A 25,827-nucleotide genomic window follows, 5' to 3' on the forward strand; every position below is an offset into this window, starting at 1 on the left:
AGCACAACACGGTTACCGATGTTGTGAAGGGAACCGTGATTTAACGGATGGCGATGGCCTGGCTCGGACAAGGCGCCAGGCAGGCGCCGCAGCCGGTACATTGCTCGGTCGCGATTTCCGGCAGCGGACTGCCGCCGAGTCGGGGCGTGAAACGGATCGCCCGGACGTCGCAGAAATCGCCGCAGACCCGGCATTCGACACCCCGGCGGGCCAGGCAAAGGTCGCTGATGAGCGCCTTGATGGTCCATGGCGCCCGGTCATCGTCGCGGAGCAGCGCCTGCGGTCGGCAGACCTTGACGCACTCGCCGCAAAAGGTGCATTCGGCGCGGCGGAAATCGACCGTCGGGTAGCCGCCGTCGCCGGCGATCAGAATCGCCTGCGGGCAGGCCGGCAGGCAGTCGTTGCAGCGCGTGCAGCGGTCGATGAAAGCCGCCTCGGCGAGCGCCCAGGGCGGCCGGATTTCGGCCTTGGGGCGCGGCCGGCCACGGAGGAAACCGCGGCGGCTGACGTCGACCATCGAATCCGCCCTATTTTGCCTGTTTCATTTTGTCGATGCCGCTGCGCAGCATCTGGTCGATCTCCGAGCCCGGTTCGACCTGTGGTAGCAGGGCTTCCCAGTAGGCGATGCCTTGCTTGCTGTCACCCGCTTCCATGGCGGCAGCACCGGCCAGGAAGAGCGCGTGACCATTGTTCGGGTCGAGTTTCAGGGCCCGGTTGACCAGTTGTTGCGGTTTGCCGGTCAGGCCTTTGCCGGCTGCCATGGCGAGTGTTTCGGCATAGCTGGCGAGCAGTTCCGGGTCGTCGTTGATGGCCTTCTCGGCCTTGCCGTAAGCCGCCGCAGCTTCTTCGTAGCGGCCCATGGTCTTGTACGAACGGGCGAGCATCAGCCAGCCCTGCATGTCGTCCGGATTGGCCTGCATGCGCTCGGCCAGCTTGGCCACCATGGCGTTGATTTTTTCCGGCGTCATCTGGGCCGGGCTGGCGGTCTGCGCCGGGTCGAGGGCTTTCGGATTGCCGAGAATACCGTAGGCGAGCAGAGCCAGGATCGGCATCAGCAGCAACACGGCGATGGCGGTCTTGCGGCTCGGCCCCTGGACGGCGAGCGGCGTGCTGGCGTTGCCTTCGCTCGGCACCTCTTCGACCAGCCGCCGCTGCAATTCGCTCCGTGCCTGATCGAAATCGGCAGCGGCCAGCGTGCCGTCGGATTTTTCGCGGTCGAGGTCGGCCAACTGGTCGCGGAAGATGGAGAGGTTGGTTTCCTGGCGGTCGATTTTCTTGTTGTTCGGGCGCAGGCCCAGCCAGAGCGGCGGCAACACGAAAGCGGCGACGACCACGATGAGCAGGGTGGCGTAGATGGCGAACTGGGTCATTTGGTATCGGGTTCCTTGAGCAGCGCCTCGGCGCGGCTGGCTTCATCGGCGGACAGCGGACGTTCATCGGCCAGGCGGCCGGCCCGCCGGCGCAGATAGCGCTGCAGCATGAAGAGGCCGAACAGCATCAGGGCCAGCGGGCCGCCCCAGAGGAGCAGCGTGATGCCCTTGAACGGTGGCCGGTAGAGGACGAAGTCGCCGTAGCGGACGACCATGAAGTCGATGATCTCGGTATTGCTCTTGCCTTCCTTGATCATGCCGCGAATCTCGCGGCGCAGATCCTGGGCCAGCTCGGCATTCGAGTCGGCGATGGTCTGGTTCTGACAGACCAGGCAGCGCAGCTCGGCGGACATTTCCTGCAGGCGTTTTTCGGCCACCGGATCGGCGGCCAGGGCCGCTTCCGTGGCGCTCGAGGCGATGGCGGCGGTCGAGCCGAACAGCAGGGCAAAAATCAGGGCGCGGACGATCATTTATTCAGCTCCGCCAGCAAGGGCATGATTTTTTTACCCAGCACATCCGGCGTGATCGGGCCGGTATGCTTCATGCGGATGACCCCGGCCTTGTCGATGACGTAGGTTTCCGGCACGCCATAGACGCCGTAGTCGATGCCGACGCGGCCATCGAGATCCATCGCGGTCAGCGTGTACGGGTCGCCATGTTCGGCCAGCCACTTGTTGGCGCGCTGGTCGGCGAGCTTCTTTTCGTCGTCGGCCGGCATCTTGCTCATGTCGAACGCGCCGTCGCCGCGTACTTCCTTGTAGTTCAGCCCGATCAGCGGCACGGCTTTCTGCTTCGAGAATTCGACCAGTACCGGATGCTCGGCCCGGCAGGAGACGCACCACGAAGCCCAGACATTGATCAGCCAGACCTTGCCGCGCAGATCCTGCGGGCTGAAGGTCTTGTCCGGTGTGCCGAGAACCTTCAGGGTGAAGGCCGGCGCCGGCTTGCCGACGAGCGGCGAAGGAACGTCGCGCGGATTCAGGCCGAGGCCGACGGCGAGCAGGGCGACGAGGGCGGCGAAGGCTCCCAGGATCCAGTAATAACGATTCATGCGGGTTGAGTTCCAGCCGGAGTTTTGACCGCCGAGGCGGCGCGGGATTTGACGCGATAGCGCCGGTCGAGCATGGCGAGCAGGCCGCCCAGCGCCATCAGGATGCAACCGGCCCAGATCCAGTCGACGAAGGGCTTGTAATAGACGCGCACGGCCCATTCGCCTTCCGGCTTGTCGCGGTCGATCGGTTCGCCGAGCGAGACATAAACGTCGCGCAGGAAGCCGGCGTCGATCGCCGCTTCGGTCATCGGCATGGCCGACGAATGATAGTTGCGCTTCTCGGGGTTCATCTTGCGCTGCACCTTGCCGTTGATCGCCAGATCGAAATCGCCCTGGGCGGCCACGTAGTTCGGTCCCTCGACGGTCTTGACGCCATTGAAGGTGAAACGGTAACCGGCGACCTCGACGGTATCGCCCTGCGCCATCTTGATGTCTTTTTCCTGCTCGAAGCTCATCACCATGGTGACGCCGACGACGAAGACGGCGATGCCGATATGGGCGAGATGCATGCCGAAGAAGCTGCGTGGCTGTTTCAGGGCGGCGCGCAGGAAGGACTGGCCGGCCCGAGTACGCTGCACCCGTTCGACGAAATTGAGCAGGGCGCCGAGGGTGATCCAGGTGGCGAGCAGGATGCCGAGGCCGGTCAGCGCCGACCAGTGGCCGTAGAGCAGCGGCACGGCAATGGCGACGAGCAGCGCGGCGAGCATGGCCCAGCGCAAGGTGCGCAAAATCTCGCCGATCGATGCCGCTTTCCAGCGGGCGAAGGGGGCGACGGCCATCAGGAACAGGATCGGCGTCATCACCGGGACGAAGACGGCATTGAAGTACGGCGGCCCGACCGAAATCTTGCCGACGCCGAGCGCATCGATGAGCAGCGGGTAGAGCGTGCCGAGCAGCACGGTGGCGCAGGCGACGACCAGCAGGACGTTGTTGGTGAGCAGCAGGGATTCCCGCGAGACCAGCCCGAAACGGCCGCCCAGCCCGACTTTCGGGGCGCGCCAGGCGAACAGTGCGAGCGAGGAGCCGATGACGGCTACCAGGAAGACCAGGATGAAGATGCCGCGCGTCGGATCGGTGGCGAAGGCGTGCACCGAGGTCAGCACGCCGGAACGGACGAGGAAGGTGCCGAGCAGCGATAGCGAGAAGGCGGAAATGGCCAGCAGCACCGTCCAGTTCTTGAAGCTGCCGCGCTTTTCGGTGACCGCCAGGCTGTGGATCAGCGCCGTGCCGACCAGCCAGGGCATGAACGAGGCGTTTTCGACCGGATCCCAGAACCACCAGCCGCCCCAGCCGAGTTCGTAATAGGCCCACCATGAGCCCATGGCGATGCCCAGCGTCAGGAAAATCCAGGCGGCCGTCGTCCATGGTCGCGACCAGCGCGCCCAGGCGGCATCGAGCTGTCCGGAGAGCAGCGCGGCGATGGCGAAGGCGAAGGCCACCGAGAAGCCGACGTAGCCCATGTAGAGCAGCGGCGGATGGATGATCAGCCCGGGATCCTGAAGCAGCGGGTTGAGGTCGCGCCCTTCGGCGGCGCCCGGTAGCAGGCGGTCGAAGGGGTTGGAAGTGAACAGGATGAAGAGCAGGAAGCCGAAGGCGACCAGGCCGAGCGTGCCGAGCACACGGGCAATCATCGCTTCCGGCAGGTCGCCGGAAAAGACGCGGACGGCGAAGGCCCACCAGGAGAGCATCAGCATCCACAGCAGCAGCGAGCCTTCATGGCCGCCCCAGACAGCGGCCATCCGGTATTCGACCGGGAGCAGCGAATTGGAGTGCTGGGTGACGTAGACCACCGAGAAGTCGTTGGCCACGAAGGCCTGCACCAGGCAGGCGAAGGAGAAGGTGATGAGCAGCGCCATCGCGGTGGCCGCCGGACGGGCGACGGCGATCCAGGCGCCGCGGTTCTGGTGGGCGCCGATCAGCGGCAGCGTACCGAGTAGCAGCGCGACCAGCGTGGCGAGAATGAGGGCGAAATGGCCGATTTCCGGGATCATGCTCAGTAGCTCGCTTTCGGCTGGTCGCCAGTGGAAGAGGGGGAAACATGCTTGCCGGCAGCGCGGGCCTGGGCATCGTCAACCGCCTTGGCGGCTTCCGGCGGCATGTAGTTTTCATCGTGCTTGGCCAGCACTTCGGTCGCCGTAAACGTGCCGGCGGCAGTCAGCTTGCCCTGGGCCACGGCGCCCTTGCCTTCCTTGAAGAGGTCGGGAAGGATGCCCTTGTAATCGACCACGATGTCCTTTTCGGTATCGGTAATGACGAAGCGCAGCGTCACGCCGTCCGCCTGGCGCTGGATGCTGCCTTCCTTGACCAGGCCGCCGATGCGGAACAGCTTGTTCTGCGGCGCTTTGCCGGCCGCCACTTCGGTCGGCGTGATGTAGAGGGCAATGTTGCTGTTCAGGGCATTGAGGACCAGCGCCGCGATGATGCCGATGACGGCGAGGGCGCCGCCGATCAGGGCGAGTTTCTTGTGACGCGATTTCATTGTGCGGTGTTCCTGTTTTCAGCGCGGTTTTCAGCGCGCAGTTGGCGCTGCAAGCGTGCGATGGTGGTCCTTCGATTGCGGACGACGACAATCGGTTCAATCGCCATGATCAAGGCGGTGGCGCCGAACGAGCCCCAGACGTAAAAACCGTAGCCGCCCATGGCGATGAAGTCGGCAAAACTGTTCCAGTGGATCATCACTTTTCACCTCCGGTCAGCACGGCCTTGACCCAGTCGGTATGGCGCTCGCGTTCGAGCATGATGGTGCGGGCGCGCATCAGCGCGACGGCGATCGAATACATCCAGAAGCACATGGCCATCAGCAGCATGCCCCAGAGCATCGTTTCGGCCATCGACGACTTGGTCAGGTTGACGCTCGAGCCCTGGTGCAGCGTGTTCCACCACTTCACCGAGAAATAGATGATCGGCACATTGACCACGCCGACCAGCAGCAGCAGGCCGCCGGCCTTGTCGGCCCGGCGGGCGTCGTCGATCGCGGCGGTCAGGGCCATGTAGCCGATATAGAGGAAGAGCAGGATCAGTTCGGAGGTCAGCCGGGCATCCCAGACCCACCAGGCGCCCCACATCGGCTTGCCCCACAGGGCGCCGGTCCATAGCGAGAGGAAGGCCATCAGCGCACCGGTCGGCGCCAGCGCCTGGGCCATCATGCCCGACAGCCGGGTGTTGAAGGCCAGGCCGATGGCGGCCCAGCCGGCCATCACCAGATAGATGAACATCGACATCCAGGAGGCCGGGACGTGGATGAAGATGATCCGGTAGCCCTCGCCCTGCTGGAAGTCGGTCGGCGCGACGAGCATGCCGAGATACAGGCCGGCCAGTCCGAAGACCACCGCAACAGCGAAAAAGTAGGGAATCAGCGCGCCGGCCAGCGGGTAAAAAGTCGCCGGCGAGGCGAAGCGGTAGAGATTGAAGCGGTCTTTCATTCGAGGGCAATCTTCAAGGCAGCGGCCGATGCCCAGGGGGCGAAGCCAACAGAAGCAAAAGTAATGGCGGCGAGCAGGGAAAGGTGACCTTCCCCCCCGAGACCGGTCACCGTCGCATCCACTGCGCCAGCGCCGAATATTAGCACCGGTATGTAGAGCGGCAGCACGAGCAGCGACAGCAGCACGCCGCCGCCGCGCAGGCCCAGCGTCAGCGCCGCGCCGATGGCGCCGATCCCGGACAGCGCCGGGGTGCCGAGCAGGATGGCGCCGGTCAGCACGAGCAGCGCATCGGCCGAGAGATCGAACTGGATGCCGAGGACCGGGGCGATCAGCGCCAGCGGCAGGCCGGAGACTAGCCAGTGAGCGATCACTTTGCCGGTAACTACCAGGCCAAGCGGGTGTGGGGCGAGCGCCAGCTGTTCCAGCGTGCCGTCGCGATGATCGTCGGCAAATAGCCGGGGCAGCGACAGCATGGTCGCCAGCAGCGCGGCAACCCACAGCACGCCGGGCGCCAGCTTGCGCAACAGGTCGGGTTCCGGGCCGATGCCGAGCGGAAACAGGCTGACCACGATGACGAAGAAGAACAGCGCCGAGACGATATCGGCCTGTCGCCGCATGGCCAGCTTGAGATCGCGGCCGATCACCGCCATGACAATCTTCAACATCAGGAGAGCCGCAATTCGCGAACCTGGCCGGCCGGAATGGTGACCAGCTGGTGGGTCGTCATCACCGCCATGCCGCCGCGCTGGAGGTGGCCGGAAATGATGCCGGCCAGCCAGTCGACGGCCGCCACATCAAGGGCAACGAAAGGTTCATCGAGGATCCATAGCGGGCGTTTTTCGGTGACCAGCCGGGCCAGCGCGACGCGCCGCTTCTGGCCTTGCGACAGATATTTGCAGGCCAGATCTTCGCGCCCGGCCAGACCGACCTGCTCCAGCGCATCGATCGCTTCGTCCTCGCTGAGCGTTTCCTCGGCCAGACGGGCGGCGGCCAGCAGGTTTTCGAGCGGCGTCAATTCTTCCTTGATGGCGTTCAGGTGGCCGAGATAGCACAGCTCGGCCCGATATTCTTCCGACAGTTTGCGGATGTCTTGGCCCTGCCAGCGGATTTCGCCGTTTTCCGGCGGCAACAGGCCGATCAGCATGCGCAACAGGCTGGTCTTGCCGGAGCCGTTCTTGCCCTGCAGATACAGCAGTTCCCCCGCTTCCAGCCGAAAGCCGAGGCCTGCGAACAGGCGGCGCTCGCCGCGCACGCATTCCAGATTGTCAGCTTCAAGCATCAGGGGAAAACCGAAATAAATCAGTGGCAAATTATGAACGCGCAAGTGTACCGGCAGATTGACGGGAATCAAACAAACGCAGCCAATAAAAACGGGGGCCGCAGCCCCCGTTCCAGCGCGCTCGGGCGGCTTATTTGGCGAACGGCGTCGGGCGCGGCGTCGTGTCGGAAGACGGCGGCAGGATCGGCAGCGTGAAGCTCGGCTGGTCGCCGGTCAGGGTTTTCAGGAAGGCGACGACCTTGGCGTTTTCATCCTTGGTGAATTTCTTGCCGAGTTGCAGGCGCCCCATGGTGTCGACCGCTTCCGCCAACGTATTGGCGGCGCCGTCGTGGAAGTACGGATAGGTCATTTCGACGTTGCGCAGCGTCGGCACCTTGAAGTTGAAGCGGTCGGCATCCTTGCCGGTTACATCGGCCCGCCCGCCGGCTGTTGCCTTGGTCTTGTACGGCTCGACGACGCCCATCTTCTGGAAGGAATTGCCGCCGACGGCTTCGCCGTTGTGACAGGCGACGCAGCCGCTGTCCTTGAACAGCGCATAGCCGGCCAGTTCGTCCTTGGTCAGCGCATCTTTTTTGCCGAGCAGCCACTGGTCGAAGCGGGAGTTCGGGGTCACCAGCGTCTTTTCGAACTCGGCGATGGCCAGCGTCACCTGATCGATGTCGATCTTGGCCTTGCCGAAGACCTGTTTGAAGTCGCGCACGTAGGCCGGAATCGATTCGAGAACCCCGATGGCCAGCGTGTGCGTGAAGCCCATTTCGCCCGGATTGGCGATCGGACCGCCGGCCTGCGCCTTGAGGTCGGCGGCGCGACCGTCCCAGAACTGGGCGAGGTTCAGGCTGGAGTTCAGTACCGTCGGGGCGTTGATCGGCCCCTGCTGCCACTTGTCGCCGATCGAGGTCGGGATGTTGTCGGTGCCGCCTATCGACAGGTTGTGGCAGGAGTTGCAGGAGATGAAGCCCGACTTCGACAGACGCGGGTCGAAATAGAGCTTCTTGCCCAGTTCGACCATGCCCAGATTGATGTTGGCGGCCGGCTTGATCGGCTGGATCGGTTCGTCGGCAGCCTGGGCGGCGGTGTGAATGGCAAAGCTGGAAATCAGGGCAATGGCGGTCGCTAGAACGGTACGTTGCATGGTTTTGGTCCCCTCGGTTAAAAAGCTCGGTTGCCGCATTTTCCCCGTGTCGACCATGCTAAGATTGATCCAAGTCAATGAATATTATCGGTTTTTAATATGGCACCTATAGGATTTCCCTATAGTGCCTAGGGATATTAGATCCCCCGATGTCGAGCGGAGTCCCGGTATGACCCTAACTGAATTGCGTTACATCGTTGCCCTGGCGCAGGAGGGAAACTTCAGCCGGGCGGCCGAACGATGTTCCGTCAGTCAGCCCACCTTGAGTGTGGCCATCGCCCGCCTCGAGGATGAGTTGAGCGTGCAGTTGTTCGAGCGCGGCAAGGGCTTCGTCAGTCCCAGCCAGGTCGGGGTGAAAGTCGTCGAGCAGGCGCAACGGGCCTTGCTGGAAGCCGAAAAAGTGCGCCAGATCGCGATGTGCGGCCGCGATCAGCTGGCGGGGCCGTTGCGCCTCGGGGTCATTCACACCATCGGCCCTTACCTGTTGCCGCAGTTGATCCAGTCGCTGAACCGGGTGGCGCCGGGCATGCCGCTGGCCATCGAGGAAACGATGACGGCAAGCCTGGCCGAGATGCTGCGCGACAACGCGGTCGATGTGGCGATCATCGCGCTGCCTTTCGACATTCCCGGCGTCTTGACCCGGCCGCTCTACGACGAGGCGTTCAAGGTCGTCGTGCCGCGCGGCCATGCCTGGGAGGGCAAGGCGTGCATCAGTCCCGAGGAAGTCGAGGGCACCGAGGTGCTGCTGCTGAAAGCCGGCAACTGTTTCCGCGATCAGGTGCTCGATGCCTGTCCGCAGGTGAGCAGCCCGGAAACCGATGTCCGCCTAGGCCATTCGATCGGCACGATACGTTGCATGGTGGCCTCCGGACTCGGCGTTTCGGTGTTGCCGGAAGGGGCGCTCGGGCAACCCTACAGCAGCGAACTGATCAGCATCATTCCGTTCCGTCCGCCCGAGCCGTCGCGCCGGGTCGCCCTCGCCTGGCGGGCCGGCTTCGTCCGGCCGAAGGCGATCGACGCGCTGCTGGCCGCCGTGCGCGCCCTCAATGCGCCGGCTTACCGCCTGCTGGTCTGAGCCGAGATCAGCAATTCGGCCTGGATCGAATGCAGGCATTCGCTCAGGGTCAGGCTGGCCGCCTCCAGTTCCTGCCTTAACTGCCCGCTGTTCGCCGGGTGGTCGCCGCGGCGGGCCTTGAGCAGCTGATTGCCGATTTCGTGAATGCGGACGTGGATCTGTTCCAGGGCGATGTAGCCGTCGATTCCGGCATACACCTGGCTGCCTGTGCTGTGGTACCAGCGGCCGAAGCGGCAACTGTCGTGGTCGCTGTTCGGGGCCGGGGTGGTGCCGCTCGGGTCGTCGAGGCAGGCAAAGAGGTTTTTCTTCCAGCGGCCGTGTTCGACCTCGGCGATCAGCATCGGCAGATCCTCGCGCGACCAGCGGAAGGCGGTGGCTGAACTCCACAGCTCGTCCGGGCGGAACCTGCTCACCCAGGCCGGCAACTGGGCGGCCGGCATCGGCCGGGCGATACCGTAACCCTGGGCCAGGTCGCAGCCGAGCAGCAACAGCACCAGGCCGTGTTCGACGGTTTCCACCCCCTCGGCGATCACCTTGCGCTGGAAGGCATGCGTCAGGCCGATGACGCCTTCGACGATGGCCAGGTCGTCCGGATCGTCCAGCATGTTACGGGTGAAGGATTGGTCGATCTTCAGCACGTCGGCCGGCAGCCGGCGGAAATAGGTCAGCGACGAGTAGCCGGTACCGAAATCGTCGAGCGCGAAGCTGACGCCGAGTTTCCGGCACTCGGCAAAAATGTCGGCGGCCAGCGCGATGTCTTCGAGCGCTGCCGTTTCGAGAATTTCGAGTTCGAGCAGGGCCGGTGAAACACTCGGGCAGGCCGCCAGCAACTCGGCCAGACGTTGGGTAAAGCCCGGGTGTTGCAAGTGGTTGCCGGCAATGTTGATGCTGACCGTCAGGTTGATCCCCTGGCTGCTCCATTGTTCGAGCTGGTGCAGCGCTTCCCGGATCACCCAGTCGCCGAGTTCGATGGACAGTTCGCTGCCCTCGATGGCGGGCAGGAACTCGGCCGGCAGCAACAGGCCGAGTTCCGGGTGTTGCCAGCGGATCAGCGCTTCGCTGCCGATCACGGTGCCGACCCGCATATTGACCTTGGGCTGGTAGTGCAGCATGAATTCGCCATTGTTCAGCCCCTGGCGAATGCGGCTGATCTCGTCGCGGCGGGCCCGGGCGCGGCGGTCGTTTTCCGGGTCGAAAAGGTGGAAGCGGTTGCGCCCCGCCTGCTTGGCGGCATACATCGCCTGGTCGGCATGGCGCAACAGCGTGTCGGAATCGGAGCCGTCCTGCGGGAAAAGGGTGACGCCGATACTGGCTGAAATCTGGATCGTATGGCCACCGATCTGGAACGGGTGGGTCAGCGTCGAGATGACGCGAGCGATGGCGTGATCGCACTCATGGACACTGTCGAGTTCGGAGAAGAGCAGCACGAATTCGTCGCCGCCCAGCCGCGACACGGTATCGCCGCCGCGGATGCAGGTTTTCAGCCGCTGCGCCACCTCGACCAGCAGGCGGTCGCCGGTCGAGTGGCCATAAAGGTCGTTGACCGGCTTGAAGCCATCGAGATCGAGGTAGCCGACGGCCAGCACCTTGTTGTTGCGCTTGGCCTGCGCCATCGCCAGTTGCATCCGGTCGCCGAGCAGCATGCGGTTGGGCAGCTGGGTCAGCGCGTCGAAATGGGCCAGATGTTCGAGGCGTTCCTGGTGCTGCTTGAGCAGCGTGATGTCGGAAAAGATGCCGACGAAGTGGGAAATGTCGCCGTGGCGGTTGCGCACTGTCGAGATGGTCAGCAACTCGACGAAAATCTCGCCCGATTTCTTGCGGTTCCAGACTTCGCCGCGCCAGTAGCCGGCGTCGCGGATGGTCAGCCACATCTGCCGGTAGAAATTGTCTTCGTGATGGCCGGATTTGAGCAGGTCGGCCGTCTGGCCGACGGCCTCGGCCCGGGTGTAGCCGGTCAGTTCGCTGAAGGTGGTGTTGACCTCGACGATGCGGCCCTGCGGATCGGTGATCATGATCCCCTCGTGGGCGTTGTCGAAGACGCTGGCCGCCAGTTTCTGGCGCTCCTCGGCGATCAGCCGCTCGCTGATGTCCTGGGCGACGCCGAAGATGGCCGGTTGCCCGTTCCAGCGGCCGCTGACGGTGCGGGTCTCGACCATCACCGTGTCGCCGTTGCTGCGCAGGATTGGCAGGGCGTACGAGGAACGCGTGCCGGCGACGATCTCGGCGACCGCCTGGCCGGCCATGGCCCGGCAATCTTCCGGGTGCACCGCGGTAATCGATCGCCCCTTGAGGGTTTCCGGGCCGTAGCCGAGTTTTCCGGTAACCGCCTGGTTGTAATGAACGATCTTGCCGTCGTGGTCGATGACGAACAGGAAATCGGTCAGCGCATCGAACAGGCCGCTGAGGTTCTGCTGGTGGCGCAGCGCTTCTTCCTGGGCAGCGAGGCGAAGCAGCGTCTGGCCGAAGCTGGTGGCGAGGGCTTCGAGCGACTGCAGGGTGGTCGAAGAAATCTGCGTGCTCAGGTGCCCGGCGAGATTCAGGCAGGCCAGTACCTGATCGCCGACCATGATCGGCAGCACGGCCAGGCAATGCAGGCCCTCCGATTGCATCTGCTGCGCATCGAACAGGGCATTTTCCCGGCAGTGTCGGCTGACCGAACTGCATCGGCAGATCAACTGGCCGGCCGCGATGATTGCTGCCTGCTGGCTGTCCGGTTCGTAGTCGGTGGTCTGGCCAATCAATTCCGGAGAAAAACCGCTCTCGGCCATCAGCCGATAGCCGCCATCCGGGCGCCGCCAGTAAATGCCGCCGACGTCGAATTCGTGGAAGCGCAAGGCGGCCTGCAGGATGATCTCGAACACCTGTTCGCGTGCCAGGCCGCTGGCCAGCGCCTGGGCCAGGTCATGCTCGATTTCCCGGCGCAGCGCGACGTTCTTGCGTTCGCCGATGTCCTGGATCGAAGCGATCAGTACTGCGCGGCCGAAATAGCTGCCGCGCTGCAGGCGAACTTCGATGGGAAAAATCCGGCCGTCGGCACTCAAGGCCCAGTATTCGAAAATTTGTGGCTGACCGGCAAAGGCTTCGACCAGATAGCCCTCGATACTTGCCAAGTCGTTCAGGCCCGGCGCGTTGAAGTCGCGGTAATGGCGGCCGATCAGCGTGGCGTGCGGGTGGCCGGACATTTGTTCGGCAATCTTGTTGGCGTCGAGGAAGCAGCGGTCTTCGCCGATGACGACGAGGGCATCGCTGGCGCTGTCGAAAATGCCGCGGAAAGTCTCCAGGCTGCTGGCCAGCATCGTCGTGCCACGCTGATGGGCGATGACCAGGCCGCTCAGTTGGCTGGCCTGGGTGAGCAGCGCGAGATCTTCGTCGCGCGGTCGGGCCGGAGCCTGGTGATAGACGGCAAAGGTGCCGAGCAGTTGGCCTTCCGGGCCGACAATCGGTTCCACCCAGTTTGCCGCAAAGCCGCTCTGGCGGGCCAGATCCTGATAGGCGGCCCAGTTGTTCTGCGCGAAAACATCCTCGACCACGACCCGTTCCCGGCGGGCGGCAGCGCTGCCGCACGGGCCGGTGCTTTCGGCAATCGGCATGCCGTCGATGGCGCTAATGAAGGCCTCCGGCAGGCGCGGCGCGGCACCGCAGGTGAGAAGTTTTTCCGCCGTGTCGGTAAGCAGGATGGCGCACCGCCAGTCCGGCATTTCGGTTTCGATCGACAGGGCGATCAGCTCCAGGATGCCGCCCAGCGGTTCGCCGCGGATCTGCCCGGCCAAGGCGGCATTGCGCAGCAGCATCGCTTCCTCGGAGCGTTTTTTGCCGGAAATGTCATGGGCGAAGCCGACCGTGCCGAGCAGTCGGCCATCGTCGCTGACCACCGGTGCCTTGTAGGTTTCGTGCCAAACCGGTCGCTGATGCACGAGCAGCGTCTCGTGAACAATTTTGGCGCACCGGCCGATCATCACTTCGCTGTCGTCGGCCCGGTAGCGGGCGGCCAGGTCCGGGGGCGAGAATTGCAGGTCGGTCTTGCCGATCAGGTCCTCGGTCGAGCCTTGGTCGAGCGCCTCGGCCAGATAGCGATTGACGGCGAGAAAGCGTGATTCGGTGTCCTTGAGCCAGACCGGAAACGGGAAATTGTCGAGCAGGGCACGCTGGTAGCGCTCGTTGCGCGCCGTGCGCAGCAGCGCCGAGTCGCGCGACTCGGTCAGCGACAGGCGCTCGGCCAGGGCATCGTCGACCAGATCGATTTCCAGCGGGCGCATCAGCGTGTGTTCGGAGAGCAGGCCGACGGCATGGCCGGCCGCGTTGACCACGACCAGATGGCGAATGCCGCATTCGTTCATTTTTGCCGCGGCTTCGGCCAGCGAATGATGTTCGCCGATGGTGATGGCCGGTTGGGTCATCACCTCGGAAAGTGGCGGATTGTCTTCGGCTTTCAAAAACAGCCGGACGACATCGCGCTCGGTCAGGATGCCGACCGGCCGCCGGCCGTCGACGACCACGGCGCAGCTGGCCCGGGAGGCTTCCATGGCGCCCAATGCCGCATCGAGCGAGGCGTCGGGTGGCAGGCGCGGGAACAGGCGGTCCATCAACGCGTCGACATCGTTCAGATGGCGGAAGAAGTCCGGCCCGAGGTGGCGGCGGAATTCGGATTCGCTGGCGACGCCGACCGGCAGTCCGTTTTCGTCGGTGACGACGATGTGGCGTATGCCGAGGCGGGCGCCGGTGCGGTAGGCCTCGCGAAAATCCGTGGCGGCCGGGACGCAATGGACCGGCGAGGTCATCACCGCGCTGGCCGGGATCTGCATCGCCCGATGCTCGCGCATCGCGTGCAGCAGGTCGCCTTCGGTCAGAATGCCGACGGCCTGCCCATGATCGACGACGATCACCGAGGAAATACGTTTGTCGATCATCAGTGCCGCAGCTTCGCCCAGGGTTGCCGCCGGGGATACGCAACCGCTGTGGCAGCTGATCAGGTCAATGATTCTGGACGTAGTCATTCGTTGATTCTAGGGTGAGCGGGAGGAGCCGGTTGGCGTGGCGTGAGGGCCGGCGGAACGATGAATGGCGGTGTAATCTTGATTTCCACTCTGCAATTTTGCTAATCACTTTGCGGTCCCGGCCAAACCGCGCGGGGGCATCGGCCAGCCGCGGCGAATGTATTGATTCATATCGATAAAAGCAAGAATTACAGTGAGTGGCACGCGCCTTGCGTTGATTGTATCCGGCAATACGACACAACAACGGGAGATTGCACGTGACCGAGACATTCTATGAAGTGCTGCGCCGGCAGGGTATCACCCGGCGCAGTTTCCTGAAATTCTGCAGCCTGACTGCCACTTCGCTCGGCCTGGGCAGCGCTGCCGCGCCGCGCATCGCCCATGCGCTGGAAACCAAGGCGCGTACGCCGGTGATCTGGCTGCACGGTTTGGAATGCACCTGTTGCTCGGAGTCCTTCATCCGTTCGGCGCACCCGCTGACCAAGGATGTCGTGCTCTCGATGCTCTCCCTCGATTACGACGACACGCTGATGGCGGCGGCCGGCCATCAGGCCGAGGCGATCATCGAAGAGGTCAAGAAAAAGTACAAGGGCAACTACATCGTCGCCGTCGAAGGCAATCCGCCGCTCAACGAGGACGGCATGTTCTGCATCCACGGCGGCCGTCCCTTCGTCGAAGTGCTGAAGGAAACCTGCGCCGATGCCAAGGCGATCATCAGCTGGGGCGCCTGCGCCTCCTACGGCTGCGTCCAGGCTGCCAAGCCGAATCCGACCCGGGCGACGCCGGTGCACAAGGTGATTACCGGCAAGCCGATCATCAACGTGCCGGGCTGTCCGCCGATCGCCGAGGTGATGACCGGCGTCGTCACCTACATGCTGACTTTCGACCGCATTCCCGAACTCGACCGCCAGGGGCGGCCGAAGATGTTCTACGGTCAGCGCATCCACGACAAGTGCTACCGCCGCGGCCACTTCGACGCCGGCCAGTTCGTCGAGAGCTGGGACGACGAGGCGGCGCGCAAGGGCTACTGCCTGTACAAAATGGGCTGCAAGGGCCCGACCACCTACAACGCCTGTTCCTCGATGCGCTGGAATGGCGGCGTCTCCTGGCCGGTGCAGTCGGGCCACGGCTGTATCGGCTGTTCCGAGGAAGGTTTCTGGGACAAGGGCAGCTTCTACGATCGGGTGACCGACATCAAGCAATTCGGCGTCGAAGCCAATGCCGACACCATCGGCAAGGCGGCGGCCGGCACGGTTGGCGCGGCAATTGCCGCGCATGCCGCGGTGACCGCACTGGCCCGCGCCCGCCAGAAGGCCGGCGAGACTGAAGAACACAAGGGAGAAAAATAAGATGAGCGCCTACGAAACCCAGGGCTTCAAGCTCGACAATTCCGGCAAGCGCGTCGTCGTCGACCCGGTCTGCCGCATCGAGGGCCACCTGCGGGTCGAGGTCAATCTCGACAGCAACAACGTGATCCGCAACGCCGTGTCCACCGGCACCATGTGGCGCGGCCTGGAAGTCATCCTGAAGGGCCGCGACCCGCGCGACGCCTGGGCTTTCACCGAGCGGATCTGCGGCGTCTGTACCGGCACCCATGCCTTGACCTCGGTGCGCGCCGTCGAGGATGCGCTGAGCATCAAGATCCCGGAAAACGCCAACAGCATCCGCAATATCATGCAGCTGAACCTGCAGGTGCATGACCATCTGGTGCATTTCTACCACCTGCACGCGCTCGACTGGGTCGATGTCGTGTCGGCACTGAAAGCCGATCCGAAAGCGACCTCGGCGCTGGCCCAGAGTATCTCTTCGTGGCCGCTCTCCTCGCCCGGCTATTTCCGCGACATCCAGAACCGCCTGAAGAAGTTCGTCGAATCCGGCCAGCTCGGCCCGTTCATGAACGGCTACTGGGGTAGCCCGGCCTACAAGCTGCCGCCGGAAGCCAACCTGATGGCGGTCGCCCATTACCTCGAAGCGCTCGATTTCCAGAAGGAAATCGTCAAGGTGCACACCATCTTCGGCGGCAAGAACCCGCACCCGAACTGGCTGGTCGGCGGCGTGCCGTGCGCCATCAACCTCGAAGGCACGGGGGCGGTGGGCGCCATCAACATGGAACGGCTGAACCTGGTCAAGAGCATCATCGACCGCTCCATCGAATTCACCGAGCAGGTCTACATTCCCGACCTGATCGCCATCGCCAAGTTCTACAAGGGCTGGCTTTACGGCGGCGGCCTGTCGTCGAAGAACGTGATGTCCTACGGCGACATTCCGGACAAGGCCAACGACTACTCGGCCGGCAACCTGATGCTGCCGCGCGGCGCGATCATCAACGGCGACCTGACCAAAGTGCATGAAATCGACCTGCGCGACCCGGAACAGATCCAGGAATTCGTCGCCCACTCCTGGTACAAGTACCCGGACGAAACGAAGGGCCTGCATCCGTTCGACGGCGTCACCGAACCGAGTTTCGTGCTCGGCCCGAACACCAAGGGGACCAAGACCAACATCAAGGAACTCGACGAAGGCGGCAAGTATTCGTGGATCAAGGCGCCGCGCTGGCGCGGCCATGCCATGGAAGTCGGCCCGCTGGCCCGCTACATCATCGGCTATGCCCAGAACAATCCGGAGTTCAAGGAGCCGGTCGATGCTCTGCTCAAGGAACTCGACGTCCCGGTCACCGCGCTGTTCTCGACGCTCGGCCGGACCGCGGCGCGCGGCCTGGAATGCCAGTGGGCCGGTCGCAAGATGTCCTACTTCTTCGACAAGCTGATGGCTAACCTGAAGGCCGGCGACCTGAATACGGCGAACATCGAAAAATGGGAGCCGAGCACCTGGCCGAAGGAAGCGATGGGCGCCGGTTTCACCGAAGCGCCGCGCGGCGCGCTCGGCCACTGGATCAAGATCAAGGACACCAAGATCGACAATTACCAGTGCGTCGTGCCGACCACCTGGAACGGCGGACCGCGCGACGACAAGGGCCAGATCGGCGCCTTCGAGGCGGCGCTGATGGACACCCCGGTGGCCAAGGCCGACGAACCGCTGGAAATCCTGCGCACGCTGCATTCCTTCGATCCCTGCCTGGCCTGCTCGACGCACGTGATGAGCCCGGACGGCCAGGAAATGACGTCGGTCAAAGTCCGTTAAGGAGAGTGGTATGACCCCCACGCTCACGTTGTTCCCTGCCCCCCAAGGGGGCGTCGCCTCCTTCGGGGCGGCCCATCAGGAGGCTTGATCATGCTTTCGCAACAGGACATGCTCGAAGCCGAGCGGCACGGCAAACAGGTTCGTTCGATCTACGTTTACGAAGCGCCGGTCCGCCTGTGGCACTGGATCAATGCACTGGCCATGGTGGTCCTGGCGGTGACCGGCTATTTCATCGGCAAGCCCTTGCCGACGATGCCTGGTGAAGCGTCGGACAATTTCCTGCTCGGCTACATCCGCTTCGCCCATTTCACCGCCGCCTACATCTTCGCCGTCGGCCTGCTCGGCCGCCTGTACTGGGCCTTCGTCGGCAACCACCACGCCAAGCAGATCTTCAAGCTGCCGATCAGCAACAAGGCATGGTGGAGCGAGGTCTTCTTCGAACTGCGCTGGTACCTGTTCCTCGAAAAGACGCCGAAGAAATACGTCGGCCACAACCCGATGGCGCAGCTGATGATGTTCTTCTTCTTTACCGTGCTGGCCGTCGGCATGTTGTGCACCGGCTTCGCGCTGTACAGCGAAGGCTCCGGCCTCGGCTCCTGGAGCGATACGCTGTTCGGCTGGGTCATCCCGACCCTCGGCGGTTCGATGCAGGTGCATAACCTGCACCGGCTGGGCATGTGGATCATGATGACTTTCGCCTTGGTGCATGTTTACGCGGCGATCCGCGAAGACATCATGAGCCGGCAGTCGCTGATTTCGACCATGATTTCCGGCTGGCGGATGTTCAAGGATTGAAGGTTCACCTTGCGTTGGCCCTATGCCGCGGTCGACGCTGTATGGGGCGTTTTTTTCAGAGGTTTTCAATGAATACCAAACGCATTCTGGTGCTCGGCATCGGCAACATCCTGTGGGCTGACGAAGGTTTCGGTGTGCGCTGTGCCGAAGCCCTGAACGCCAGCTGGCAATTCCCGCCGCAGGTGACGCTGATGGACGGCGGCACGCAGGGCCTCTACCTCTTGCCCTACGTCCAGGAGGCCGACTGCCTGCTGGTTTTCGATGCGGTCGACTACGGCGACCCGCCGGGAACGCTGCGCGAAGTGGTTGGCGATCTGGTGCCGCGCTTCATGGGCGCCAAGAAAATGAGCCTGCACCAGACCGGTTTCCAGGAAGTGCTGATGGCCGCCGAGCTGACCGGCAAGCTGCCGGCCGAATTGGTGTTGATCGGCGTCCAGCCGGAAGAGCTGGAAGATTTCGGCGGAAGCCTGCGCGACGTGGTCAAGGCCCAGATGGCCCCGGCCATCGATCTCGCGCTGAGCTGGCTGGCCCGCTGGGGAAGCGTGCCGGAAGCCCGCGCCGTTGGCGGCGAGCCGATCAACGACAATGCCCTGGCCATGGACCGCTACGAAGGTGGCCGGCCGCCAGCCGACCAGGCCTGCCGGCTGGGCGATGCGCGCTTCCTGAATCAGGAGTGCGTCTGATGTGTCTCGGCATACCGGCCCAGGTGCTCGAGTGCGGCGAGTACTACGCGCGCTGCCGCAGTCGCAACGGCGAGTTGCTGGTCGATCTGAGCCTGGTCGGCCAGCAAGCGACCGGCACCTGGCTGATGACCTTTCTCGATGCGGCGCGCGAGGTCATTTCGGCCGAGCGGGCCGTCGCGATCAATGCCGCGCTGGCGGCCCTCGATGCGGCGCAGTCCGGAACCACCGATTTCACCGCCTTCTTCGCGGACCTCGACCGCGAACCCCAACTTCCCGATTTCCTGCGGACGGAACCATCATGAGCCTACAACTACTCCCCGGCGCGACCTCGCTTGATCGTCTTGAAACGGCGCTTGGCCGGCTGCAGCAAAAGCACGATTTTCAGCGCGTTGGCGGCAATGATGCCACCAGTCCGGAATTTCCCGCCGAGCTGACCGCCCTGCTGCTCACTGAAGACCCGCAGCGCAATCTCGAGGTACTCGATGCTTGCGTGATCCTGCCGGAGGTGTTGAAGCCGCTGGGCCAGGATATCGAACGCTGGGTGGCCGGGCCGGACGAGGCGCCGCCGTTGATGCGGAAATTCGGCGTGGCGCGCGCTCCGGCGGTGGTTTTCCTGCGGGCCGGGGCGTTCGTCGGGGTGCTCAACGGCATCCGCGACTGGGGCGACTACCAGCTGGAGATTGCCGGTCTGTTGTCCGGCCCGGCCCAGCCGAAGCCGATCGGCATCCCGGTGCGCGCCGCCGGCCAGTCGGGAGCCTGCGCATGAACCCGAGCACGCTGCGCCCCTTTCCGATTTCCGTCGTCGCCATGGGCCCCGGCTCGCAAGGCGACGATGCCCCCGATTACCTGCCGATGCCGCGCATGGAAACCTTCGCGGCGCCCCGCCTGCCCGACGATGCCTCGCCGGAGAGCATTGCCGCGGCGTGCGCCTTGCTGCATCTGTTCATTACCCGGGCCGAGACGGTCGGCTTTGCGACGCTCAGCGATTTCGATCTGCTCGACCTGTCGCCGGGCGTCCGCGAAGTGATCAACCAGTCGCTCGGTTTCGGCGAGGTAAGTGCCTTTACCACCGGCCCGGAGCACTGGCGTGTCCAGGAAAGCGCTTTTGCCGGCCTGTGGCGGGTGCTGAAAGTCGCCGACGACGGCCTGTTCGTCGTCGACCGCCTGGAAACCAGCCCCATTCCGGCGGTGCTCACCGACACCATGCGCCAGCTCGCCGCCGCCGAACTGCCGGCTCCGGCCTACCCGCCGGGCACGATGAACGCCCCGGCGCTGATCGAGGAAATCCGCCTGCAATCGGCCGCCTGGCAGCCCGGCGAGGCGACCCACATCATCAACCTGACGCTGCTCCCGGTCAGCGATGCCGACCTCGATACGCTGTACGACTGGCTCGGTCACCGCGAGGTGTCGATCCTGTCGCGCGGTTACGGCAACTGCCGGATCACCAGCACGCGGCTGAAAAATGTCTGGTGGGTGCAGTACTTCAACAGCATGGATACGCTGATCCTGAATTCCATCGAGGTGGTCGGCATGCCGGAAGTGGCGCTCGCTTCGGCCGAGGACTTCGCCGATTCCGTGGACCGCCTGCGCGAATATCTCGACATGATGGCCGAGCCGATATAGGCTCGGCATATGCGTTTCGAAGGTTCCTTTCTCGCGGTAAAACCCGACGACCGGCTGGAGTGCGGCATCTGCTGGTGGGTTTACGATCCGGCGCTGGGCGACGACGTGCGCGGCATTCCGCCCGGTACGTCTTTTGCCGAGCTGCCGGAGGATTGGTGCTGCCCGGGTTGCGATGCGCCCCGGCACAAATTCATGGTGCTCGGCGCATGAGACTCTGGGCGACCGACCCGTCAGCCGAACTGGAGACGGTCTTCGCCGAAATCGCCCGGACCCGGATGGCCGATGTGCCGATCTGCAACGCCGCGCTGCAGGTCGAGGCGGTCGGCTTTCGCCGCCTGCCGTCGGGCGGCTGGGTGGGCGTGATGATCACGCCATGGACGATCAACCTGCTGTGCCTGCCCGGCCAGGTCGAGGGCTGGCCGGTGCTGGCGACCGGTAGCAAGTACGACTGGCATTTTCCCTCCGGCAATTATGAATTTACCGTCGCCGAGGAATACCGCCTGGGCAGCTATCACCTGTGCTCGATGTTTTCTCCCGCCCTCGAATTCGCCAACCACGAGCAGGCGCGCCTGACCGCGCTGGCCATGGCGCAGGCGCTGTTTGCCGAAACGCTGGCGCCGGTGGCCGCGGCGGCCCAGCCGACGCGGCGCGCCTTCCTCGGGTTGCGCGGATGAACTCGGCCGGCCTGCTGACCGTTCGGGCGAGCTGGCAAGGCGGCGCGCTGGAGGATATCGGCGTCGAGCTCAAGCGGCCGTCGGTCACCAAGCTGTTCATCGGCCAGATCCCGGATGCGGTGGTCAAGGCCATTCCCTACCTGTATACCCTGTGCGCCCACGCCCAGCGCGCCGTGGCCCAGGCGGCGCTGGCGGCGGCCAGCGGCGAAATCCGGCGGCCGGTGGACAATGCCGAGCTGTGGATCGAAATGCTGCATGAAGATTTCTGGCGACTGCTCCTCGACTGGCCGCAGGCGCTCGGTCTGCCCCCGGCCCACGAGGCCTTCGCCGTCTGGCGATCGGCGCGCCAGGGCAACACCTGTCTGGCCGAAACGCAGAAGCTGCTGGCGAAAAGCCTGCGCCCGTTGGCCGAACAATGCCTGGCTGCGTTACCGGAAGACGATGTGCCGGAAGCGCCGGCAAAGCCGGAGCCGTTTCCGCTGGCGCTCGACCAATGGCTGACCTACTGGCTGGGCAACAGCGATCATCGGCCGGCCATGCCGCGTCCCCTGTCGGTGCGGGCTGCCTTGTTGCGGCGTCTGGCTCAGACCGAGCGGGCGGCCGAGGCGCTGGCTGCCGCGGCGGCCTATCCGGTCGCCGCGCTCGGCGAAGGCGGCTGGGGCGTGGCGCAAACCATCACGGCGCGCGGCGTGCTGACGCATGCCGTGCATGTCGTCGAGGGCCGGGTCGAGAACTATCGTGTCCTGGCGCCGACCGACGCCTTTTTTGCCGATGCCGGGGCGCTCGCCAGGCTGCTCGCCGGCCGCCGCTTCGCCCTGCTCGACGACGCGCGGCGCGGGTTGGAGCAGGCCATCCTGGCCCTCGATCCCTGCCTGCCCTATGCGATGGATTTGCAACATGCATGAAATGTCGCTGGCCGAAGGCGTCCTGCAACTGGTCGAGGAAACGGCGCAACGCGAGCGGGCCAAACGGGTCAAATTGGTGGTGCTGGAAATCGGCCGGCTGTCGTCGGTCGAACCCGAGGCGCTGAAATTCTGCTTCGAGGCGGTGACGCATGGCAGCATTGCACAGGGCGCGGCGCTGGAGATCGTCAATGTGCCCGGTGTCGGCTGGTGCATGCCGTGCGGCGAGTCGGTGCCGATGGAAGAGAATTACGGGGCCTGCCCGAAATGCGGCAGCTACCAGGTGCAGCCAACCGGCGGCACGGAAATGCGGGTCAAGGAAATAGAAATCGAGTAGGTCGAACAGGAGACGAGGCGATGTGTACGGTTTGCGGCTGCGGTGCGGGGGAAGTGAAAATCGAGGGTGACGGCCATCAGCACAGCCATGTGCACGAGGACGGGACGGTGCATAGCCATGCGCACGACCACGAGCATGCTCATTCGCACAGCCATGGCCATCAGCACGATGGCGAACCGGCCCACACGCCGGACGCCCATCACCACGAACATGGTGTCGGCGGCGATCTCGATTTCGGCGCCGGCCCGGCGGGCGCCCATGCCCCGGGGCTGAGCCAGTCGCGGATGGTGCAGATCGAGCAGGACATCCTGAGCAAGAACAACGCTTACGCCGAGGCCAATCGCCAGCGCTTCGATGAGCGCGGCATCTTCGCCCTGAATCTGGTGTCCAGCCCCGGTTCCGGCAAGACGACGCTGCTCGTCAAGACCATCGAACTGTTGCAGGGCAAGGTGGCGATCACCGTCGTCGAAGGCGACCAGCAAACGTCGAACGACGCCGAGCGCATCCGCGCCACCGGCGTTGCCGCCTTGCAGATCAATACCGGCAAGGGCTGCCACCTCGACGGCCACATGGTCGGCCACGCGCTCGACCGCCTGCAGCCGGCCGACGAATCGCTGTTCCTTATCGAGAACGTCGGTAATCTCGTCTGCCCGGCCGCCTTCGACCTCGGCGAGCATCACAAGGTGGCCATCCTGTCAGTTACCGAAGGCGAGGACAAGCCGCTCAAGTACCCCGACATGTTCCGCGCCGCCGACGTGATGCTGCTCAACAAGTGCGACCTGTTGCCTTACCTCGAATTCGATGCCGATCTGGCCGAAGCCAATGCCCGGCGGGTCAATCCGCACCTGACCGTGTTCCGCGTTTCGGCGACCAGCGGCGACGGCCTCGCTGCCTGGGTGTCGTGGATCGAAGCCGGGCTGGAAGCCCAGCGCGGCAAGCATGGCCAGACGGTGGACGCACTGAAGCGGCGAGTGGCCGAACTGGAGCGGCAGTTGGCCGTCCGGTGAGCGGCCGGCCGATCCGCGTTCGCGGGCTGGTCCAGGGCGTCGGCTTTCGGCCATACGTCTGGCGGCTGGCCAACGAACTCGGCCTTAGCGGCTGGGTAAGGAACGACGGCGCCGGCGTGACAATGCTCGTCGCCGGCCCGGCCGTCGCCGAGTTCCTTGAGCGGCTGCCCAGGGAAGCGCCGCGTCTGGCGCGCATCGATGCCATTGAAATCGGCGAAATGGCTGCTGAAGACGGGCTGTCCGGCGACGACCCGGCCGCCGGCTTCGTCATCCGGGACAGCGTGGCGGGCGACATTGCCACCGCGATCGGCCCGGATGCGGCGATCTGCCCCGACTGCATCGGCGAGATCTGCGATCCGGACAATCGCCGCTGGCGCTACGCCTTCACCACCTGCACGCACTGCGGCCCGCGCTATACGGTCAGCCGGAAAATTCCCTATGACCGGGCACATACCAGCCTCGCCGCCTTTCCGCTCTGCCCGGCCTGTGCCGCGGAATACGCGGCGCTCCCTAAAGAGGGCTCGCCGCCGAGCGTCCCCGACCGCCGTTTCCATGCCGAAACCACCTGCTGCCCGGACTGCGGTCCGCAACTTCGCCTGCTCGATGCGGCCGGCCAGCCGCTGCCCGGCGATCCGCTAGGCGAAACGCTGCGTCTGCTGCGCGCCGGCAAGATCGTCGCGCTCAAGGGGCTGGGTGGCTTCCAGCTCGCCTGCGATGCGCGCAACGCCGATGCCGTGGCCGAGTTGCGGCTGCGCAAGCAACGCGAAGAAAAGCCGCTGGCGGTGATGGCGCTGAATGGCGCATCGCTCGCCGCGTATGCCCGAATTGGCGCCGCCGAAGCCGATTTGCTGCACAGTGCCGCGGCACCCATTGTGCTCTGTGCGAAAGGTGCGGCCGAGCTGCCGGGCATTGCCCCCGGTCTCACCTGGCTCGGCGCGATGCTGCCGGCGACGCCGCTGCATCTGCTGCTCTGGCATGAAGCGGCCGGTCGCCCAGCCGGTACGGCCTGGCTCGCCGCCGCCAGCGACCTGCTGCTGGTGATGACCAGCGCTAATCCGCATGGCGAACCGCTGGTTGTCGGCAACGATGAGGCGCAGGCCCGGCTGGCCGGCCTGGCCGATGCCTTTCTGCAGCATGATCGGGAGATCGTCGTGCGCTGTGACGATTCGGTCGTCCGGGCCGGGCCGGCCTTCATCCGCCGGGCCCGCGGCTACGTGCCGGTGCCGATTGCGCTGGCCAAGGGCGGGCCGACCGTGCTGGCCCTCGGCGGCTACCTGAAAAACACCGTTTGCCTGCTCAAGGGCAAGGAAGCTTTCCTGTCGCAGCATATCGGCAGCCTCGACAACGCAGCGGCGATCGGTTTTCTCGAGGAAACCGTCGACCATCTGCTCGGCATCCTCGATGTTCGGCCCGACTTGATCGTGCACGACCTGCATCCGGACTTCCCATCCACACATCTGGCCTTGAGCATGGCCGCCGCGCTCGGCATTCCGGCGCTGGCAGTCGGCCATCATCAGGCCCATATCGCGGCGATCGCGGCCGAGCATGGGATCAAGGAGCCGCTGATCGGTCTGGCTATCGACGGCACCGGTCTCGGGCCGGATGGCGGGCTGTGGGGCGGCGAGTTGTTGCGCCTCGCTGGCGCGCACTGCGAGCGACTCGGCCATTTGTCGCCGATCCGCCTGCCGGGCGGCGACCGGGCGGCTCGCGAGCCTTGGCGGATGGCCGTTTCGGCGCTGCACGGCGGGGGCCTGGGTTACCGCGTCGGCGGCTGGCTGAAACAGCATTACCCGCAGCACGAAGCCGGTCCCTTGCTCACCATGTTGGCCCGCAACCTGCGCTGCCCGCCGACGACCAGTCTCGGGCGCTGGTTCGACGCGGCGGCCGGCCTGCTCGGTTTGCGCGCCGAAATGGCTTACGAAGGACAGGCGGCGATGGAACTGGAAGGGTTGGCCGCCGCCTATGGGCCGGTGGCGCCGGCGCTCGGCGGCTACGCGATGCGCGATGGCGTGCTCGATTTCTCGCCGCTGATCCTGCTGTTGCTCAATAGCCGCGAACCAGCCGAGGGGGCGGCGCTGTTCCACGCCACCGTGGCGGCCGGGTTGGCGGCATGGCTGATTGCCGCGGCGGAGCGTGCTGAGATGGCGACAGTCGCGGTCGGCGGCGGTTGTGCGATGAATGTCGTATTGATGTCGGCACTCCGTCAACAACTCGAGGCCGCCGGCCTGACTTTGTGTGAAGCCCGCCAGGCGCCGGCCAACGATGGCGGGCTGGCCCTCGGTCAGGCCTGGGTGGGGCGGCAGCAGATGCGCGACATGGCAAGTAGCTGATCGCTTTTTCGA

26 protein-coding genes are annotated in these 25,827 nt (G+C 64.8%); 14 read left to right on the forward strand and 12 right to left on the reverse strand.

The genetic code is table 11. From position 1 onward, the window contains the following. Positions 1–40: 40 nt before the first annotated feature. From napF to ACLIKD_RS19655, 11 genes are all read right to left on the reverse strand, one after another. Entirely contained in the window at positions 41–517 is a 477-nt protein-coding gene (napF, locus tag ACLIKD_RS19605; RefSeq protein ID WP_428826339.1) for a ferredoxin-type protein NapF, read from the reverse strand. A 10-nt stretch (positions 518–527) separates the two neighbouring features. Further along, entirely contained in the window at positions 528–1,370 is an 843-nt protein-coding gene (gene ccmI / locus ACLIKD_RS19610) for a c-type cytochrome biogenesis protein CcmI (protein ID WP_428826340.1), read from the reverse strand. Beyond that, positions 1,367–1,840: a cytochrome c-type biogenesis protein gene (locus ACLIKD_RS19615; RefSeq protein ID WP_428826341.1), complete on the reverse strand. Its 474-nt coding sequence runs from the start codon at positions 1,838–1,840 to the stop codon at positions 1,367–1,369. The genes ccmI and ACLIKD_RS19615 overlap by 4 nt, the downstream gene beginning before the upstream one ends. After that, positions 1,837–2,421, reverse strand: coding sequence for a DsbE family thiol:disulfide interchange protein (locus tag ACLIKD_RS19620; protein ID WP_226417623.1), 585 nt, complete (start codon positions 2,419–2,421; stop codon positions 1,837–1,839). Before ACLIKD_RS19620 ends, ACLIKD_RS19615 begins: the two co-directional genes overlap by 4 nt. After that, on the reverse strand, positions 2,418–4,412 hold the full coding sequence (locus tag ACLIKD_RS19625; protein WP_428826342.1) for a heme lyase CcmF/NrfE family subunit: 1,995 nt from the start codon (positions 4,410–4,412) through the stop codon (positions 2,418–2,420). The genes ACLIKD_RS19620 and ACLIKD_RS19625 overlap by 4 nt, the downstream gene beginning before the upstream one ends. 2 nt (positions 4,413–4,414) lie before the next feature. Continuing rightward, a complete protein-coding gene (gene ccmE / locus ACLIKD_RS19630; protein ID WP_428826343.1) occupies positions 4,415–4,900 on the reverse strand; it encodes a cytochrome c maturation protein CcmE in 486 nt (161 codons plus the stop codon). Next, positions 4,897–5,097: a heme exporter protein CcmD gene (gene ccmD, locus ACLIKD_RS19635; RefSeq protein ID WP_226417620.1), complete on the reverse strand. Its 201-nt coding sequence runs from the start codon at positions 5,095–5,097 to the stop codon at positions 4,897–4,899. The genes ccmE and ccmD overlap by 4 nt, the downstream gene beginning before the upstream one ends. Then, positions 5,097–5,843: a heme ABC transporter permease CcmC gene (gene ccmC, locus ACLIKD_RS19640; protein ID WP_226417619.1), complete on the reverse strand. Its 747-nt coding sequence runs from the start codon at positions 5,841–5,843 to the stop codon at positions 5,097–5,099. Before ccmC ends, ccmD begins: the two co-directional genes overlap by 1 nt. Beyond that, entirely contained in the window at positions 5,840–6,508 is a 669-nt protein-coding gene (gene ccmB / locus ACLIKD_RS19645) for a heme exporter protein CcmB (protein ID WP_226417618.1), read from the reverse strand. The genes ccmC and ccmB overlap by 4 nt, the downstream gene beginning before the upstream one ends. Beyond that, a complete protein-coding gene (ccmA, locus tag ACLIKD_RS19650; protein WP_226417617.1) occupies positions 6,508–7,122 on the reverse strand; it encodes a cytochrome c biogenesis heme-transporting ATPase CcmA in 615 nt (204 codons plus the stop codon). The genes ccmB and ccmA overlap by 1 nt, the downstream gene beginning before the upstream one ends. Before the next feature lie 130 nt (positions 7,123–7,252). After that, positions 7,253–8,254: a cytochrome-c peroxidase gene (locus tag ACLIKD_RS19655; protein WP_428826344.1), complete on the reverse strand. Its 1,002-nt coding sequence runs from the start codon at positions 8,252–8,254 to the stop codon at positions 7,253–7,255. A 169-nt stretch (positions 8,255–8,423) separates the two neighbouring features. Between ACLIKD_RS19655 and ACLIKD_RS19660 the strand changes: the two genes are divergently transcribed. Then, positions 8,424–9,329, forward strand: a complete 906-nt coding sequence (locus tag ACLIKD_RS19660; protein ID WP_428826345.1) for a LysR substrate-binding domain-containing protein — start codon at positions 8,424–8,426, stop codon at positions 9,327–9,329. On the opposite strand, the gene ACLIKD_RS19665 is transcribed toward ACLIKD_RS19660, so the two are convergent. After that, positions 9,311–14,323, reverse strand: coding sequence for an EAL domain-containing protein (locus ACLIKD_RS19665; RefSeq protein ID WP_428826346.1), 5,013 nt, complete (start codon positions 14,321–14,323; stop codon positions 9,311–9,313). The genes ACLIKD_RS19660 and ACLIKD_RS19665 overlap by 19 nt on opposite strands. A gap of 257 nt (positions 14,324–14,580) precedes the next feature. Here ACLIKD_RS19665 and ACLIKD_RS19670 point away from each other — a divergent pair, with 257 nt between their 5' ends. The 13 genes from ACLIKD_RS19670 (at position 14,581) to hypF (ending at position 25,815) form a co-directional block, all read left to right on the forward strand. Then, positions 14,581–15,672 carry a hydrogenase small subunit gene (locus ACLIKD_RS19670; RefSeq protein ID WP_319002316.1) on the forward strand — a complete coding sequence of 364 codons (1,092 nt, stop codon included), beginning with the start codon at positions 14,581–14,583 and terminating at the stop codon, positions 15,670–15,672. A 1-nt stretch (position 15,673) separates the two neighbouring features. Next, a complete protein-coding gene (locus tag ACLIKD_RS19675; RefSeq protein WP_428826347.1) occupies positions 15,674–17,464 on the forward strand; it encodes a nickel-dependent hydrogenase large subunit in 1,791 nt (596 codons plus the stop codon). Between the two features lie 90 nt (positions 17,465–17,554). After that, entirely contained in the window at positions 17,555–18,259 is a 705-nt protein-coding gene (gene cybH / locus ACLIKD_RS19680; RefSeq protein ID WP_226417611.1) for a Ni/Fe-hydrogenase, b-type cytochrome subunit, read from the forward strand. 68 nt (positions 18,260–18,327) lie between these two features. Continuing rightward, positions 18,328–18,942 carry a HyaD/HybD family hydrogenase maturation endopeptidase gene (locus tag ACLIKD_RS19685; RefSeq protein WP_428826348.1) on the forward strand — a complete coding sequence of 205 codons (615 nt, stop codon included), beginning with the start codon at positions 18,328–18,330 and terminating at the stop codon, positions 18,940–18,942. Next, entirely contained in the window at positions 18,942–19,244 is a 303-nt protein-coding gene (locus tag ACLIKD_RS19690) for a HypC/HybG/HupF family hydrogenase formation chaperone (RefSeq protein WP_428826349.1), read from the forward strand. The genes ACLIKD_RS19685 and ACLIKD_RS19690 overlap by 1 nt, the downstream gene beginning before the upstream one ends. Then, complete coding sequence (locus ACLIKD_RS19695) at positions 19,241–19,708, forward strand: hypothetical protein (RefSeq protein WP_428826350.1); 468 nt, start codon at positions 19,241–19,243, stop codon at positions 19,706–19,708. The genes ACLIKD_RS19690 and ACLIKD_RS19695 overlap by 4 nt, the downstream gene beginning before the upstream one ends. After that, a complete protein-coding gene (locus tag ACLIKD_RS19700; protein WP_428826351.1) occupies positions 19,705–20,565 on the forward strand; it encodes a hydrogenase expression/formation protein in 861 nt (286 codons plus the stop codon). Before ACLIKD_RS19695 ends, ACLIKD_RS19700 begins: the two co-directional genes overlap by 4 nt. Positions 20,566–20,574: 9 nt before the next feature. After that, entirely contained in the window at positions 20,575–20,775 is a 201-nt protein-coding gene (locus ACLIKD_RS19705) for a rubredoxin (protein ID WP_226417606.1), read from the forward strand. Further along, complete coding sequence (gene hybE, locus ACLIKD_RS19710) at positions 20,772–21,239, forward strand: [NiFe]-hydrogenase assembly chaperone HybE (RefSeq protein WP_428826352.1); 468 nt, start codon at positions 20,772–20,774, stop codon at positions 21,237–21,239. Before ACLIKD_RS19705 ends, hybE begins: the two co-directional genes overlap by 4 nt. Continuing rightward, positions 21,236–22,144 (forward strand): hypothetical protein, encoded by a 909-nt coding sequence (locus tag ACLIKD_RS19715; RefSeq protein WP_428826353.1) that lies wholly within the window; start codon positions 21,236–21,238, stop codon positions 22,142–22,144. Before hybE ends, ACLIKD_RS19715 begins: the two co-directional genes overlap by 4 nt. Further along, positions 22,137–22,478 carry a hydrogenase maturation nickel metallochaperone HypA gene (gene hypA / locus ACLIKD_RS19720; protein ID WP_428826354.1) on the forward strand — a complete coding sequence of 114 codons (342 nt, stop codon included), beginning with the start codon at positions 22,137–22,139 and terminating at the stop codon, positions 22,476–22,478. Before ACLIKD_RS19715 ends, hypA begins: the two co-directional genes overlap by 8 nt. Positions 22,479–22,498: 20 nt before the next feature. Next, on the forward strand, positions 22,499–23,485 hold the full coding sequence (hypB, locus tag ACLIKD_RS19725) for a hydrogenase nickel incorporation protein HypB (RefSeq protein WP_428826355.1): 987 nt from the start codon (positions 22,499–22,501) through the stop codon (positions 23,483–23,485). After that, entirely contained in the window at positions 23,482–25,815 is a 2,334-nt protein-coding gene (hypF, locus tag ACLIKD_RS19730; protein WP_428826356.1) for a carbamoyltransferase HypF, read from the forward strand. Before hypB ends, hypF begins: the two co-directional genes overlap by 4 nt. The last annotated feature ends 12 nt before the right edge of the window (positions 25,816–25,827 follow it).

It is taken from the genome of Azonexus sp. IMCC34842, assembly GCF_050368855.1.
In the GTDB taxonomy this organism is placed as follows: domain Bacteria; phylum Pseudomonadota; class Gammaproteobacteria; order Burkholderiales; family Rhodocyclaceae; genus Azonexus; species Azonexus denitrificans_A.

Bases quoted from the DNA above. Each gene is read 5' to 3' on its own strand.
- napF (WP_428826339.1), bottom strand. From the start codon at position 517: ATGGTCGACGTCAGCCGCCGCGGTTTCCTCCGTGGCCGGCCGCGCCCC.
- ccmI (WP_428826340.1), bottom strand. From the start codon at position 1,370: ATGACCCAGTTCGCCATCTACGCCACCCTGCTCATCGTGGTCGTCGCC.
- ACLIKD_RS19615 (WP_428826341.1), bottom strand. From the start codon at position 1,840: ATGATCGTCCGCGCCCTGATTTTTGCCCTGCTGTTCGGCTCGACCGCC.
- ACLIKD_RS19620 (WP_226417623.1), bottom strand. From the start codon at position 2,421: ATGAATCGTTATTACTGGATCCTGGGAGCCTTCGCCGCCCTCGTCGCC.
- ACLIKD_RS19625 (WP_428826342.1), bottom strand. From the start codon at position 4,412: ATGATCCCGGAAATCGGCCATTTCGCCCTCATTCTCGCCACGCTGGTC.
- ccmE (WP_428826343.1), bottom strand. From the start codon at position 4,900: ATGAAATCGCGTCACAAGAAACTCGCCCTGATCGGCGGCGCCCTCGCC.
- ccmD (WP_226417620.1), bottom strand. From the start codon at position 5,097: ATGATCCACTGGAACAGTTTTGCCGACTTCATCGCCATGGGCGGCTAC.
- ccmC (WP_226417619.1), bottom strand. From the start codon at position 5,843: ATGAAAGACCGCTTCAATCTCTACCGCTTCGCCTCGCCGGCGACTTTT.
- ccmB (WP_226417618.1), bottom strand. From the start codon at position 6,508: ATGTTGAAGATTGTCATGGCGGTGATCGGCCGCGATCTCAAGCTGGCC.
- ccmA (WP_226417617.1), bottom strand. From the start codon at position 7,122: ATGCTTGAAGCTGACAATCTGGAATGCGTGCGCGGCGAGCGCCGCCTG.
- ACLIKD_RS19655 (WP_428826344.1), bottom strand. From the start codon at position 8,254: ATGCAACGTACCGTTCTAGCGACCGCCATTGCCCTGATTTCCAGCTTT.
- ACLIKD_RS19660 (WP_428826345.1), top strand. From the start codon at position 8,424: ATGACCCTAACTGAATTGCGTTACATCGTTGCCCTGGCGCAGGAGGGA.
- ACLIKD_RS19665 (WP_428826346.1), bottom strand. From the start codon at position 14,323: ATGACTACGTCCAGAATCATTGACCTGATCAGCTGCCACAGCGGTTGC.
- ACLIKD_RS19675 (WP_428826347.1), top strand. From the start codon at position 15,674: ATGAGCGCCTACGAAACCCAGGGCTTCAAGCTCGACAATTCCGGCAAG.
- cybH (WP_226417611.1), top strand. From the start codon at position 17,555: ATGCTTTCGCAACAGGACATGCTCGAAGCCGAGCGGCACGGCAAACAG.
- ACLIKD_RS19685 (WP_428826348.1), top strand. From the start codon at position 18,328: ATGAATACCAAACGCATTCTGGTGCTCGGCATCGGCAACATCCTGTGG.
- ACLIKD_RS19690 (WP_428826349.1), top strand. From the start codon at position 18,942: ATGTGTCTCGGCATACCGGCCCAGGTGCTCGAGTGCGGCGAGTACTAC.
- ACLIKD_RS19695 (WP_428826350.1), top strand. From the start codon at position 19,241: ATGAGCCTACAACTACTCCCCGGCGCGACCTCGCTTGATCGTCTTGAA.
- ACLIKD_RS19700 (WP_428826351.1), top strand. From the start codon at position 19,705: ATGAACCCGAGCACGCTGCGCCCCTTTCCGATTTCCGTCGTCGCCATG.
- ACLIKD_RS19705 (WP_226417606.1), top strand. From the start codon at position 20,575: ATGCGTTTCGAAGGTTCCTTTCTCGCGGTAAAACCCGACGACCGGCTG.
- hybE (WP_428826352.1), top strand. From the start codon at position 20,772: ATGAGACTCTGGGCGACCGACCCGTCAGCCGAACTGGAGACGGTCTTC.
- ACLIKD_RS19715 (WP_428826353.1), top strand. From the start codon at position 21,236: ATGAACTCGGCCGGCCTGCTGACCGTTCGGGCGAGCTGGCAAGGCGGC.
- hypA (WP_428826354.1), top strand. From the start codon at position 22,137: ATGCATGAAATGTCGCTGGCCGAAGGCGTCCTGCAACTGGTCGAGGAA.
- hypB (WP_428826355.1), top strand. From the start codon at position 22,499: ATGTGTACGGTTTGCGGCTGCGGTGCGGGGGAAGTGAAAATCGAGGGT.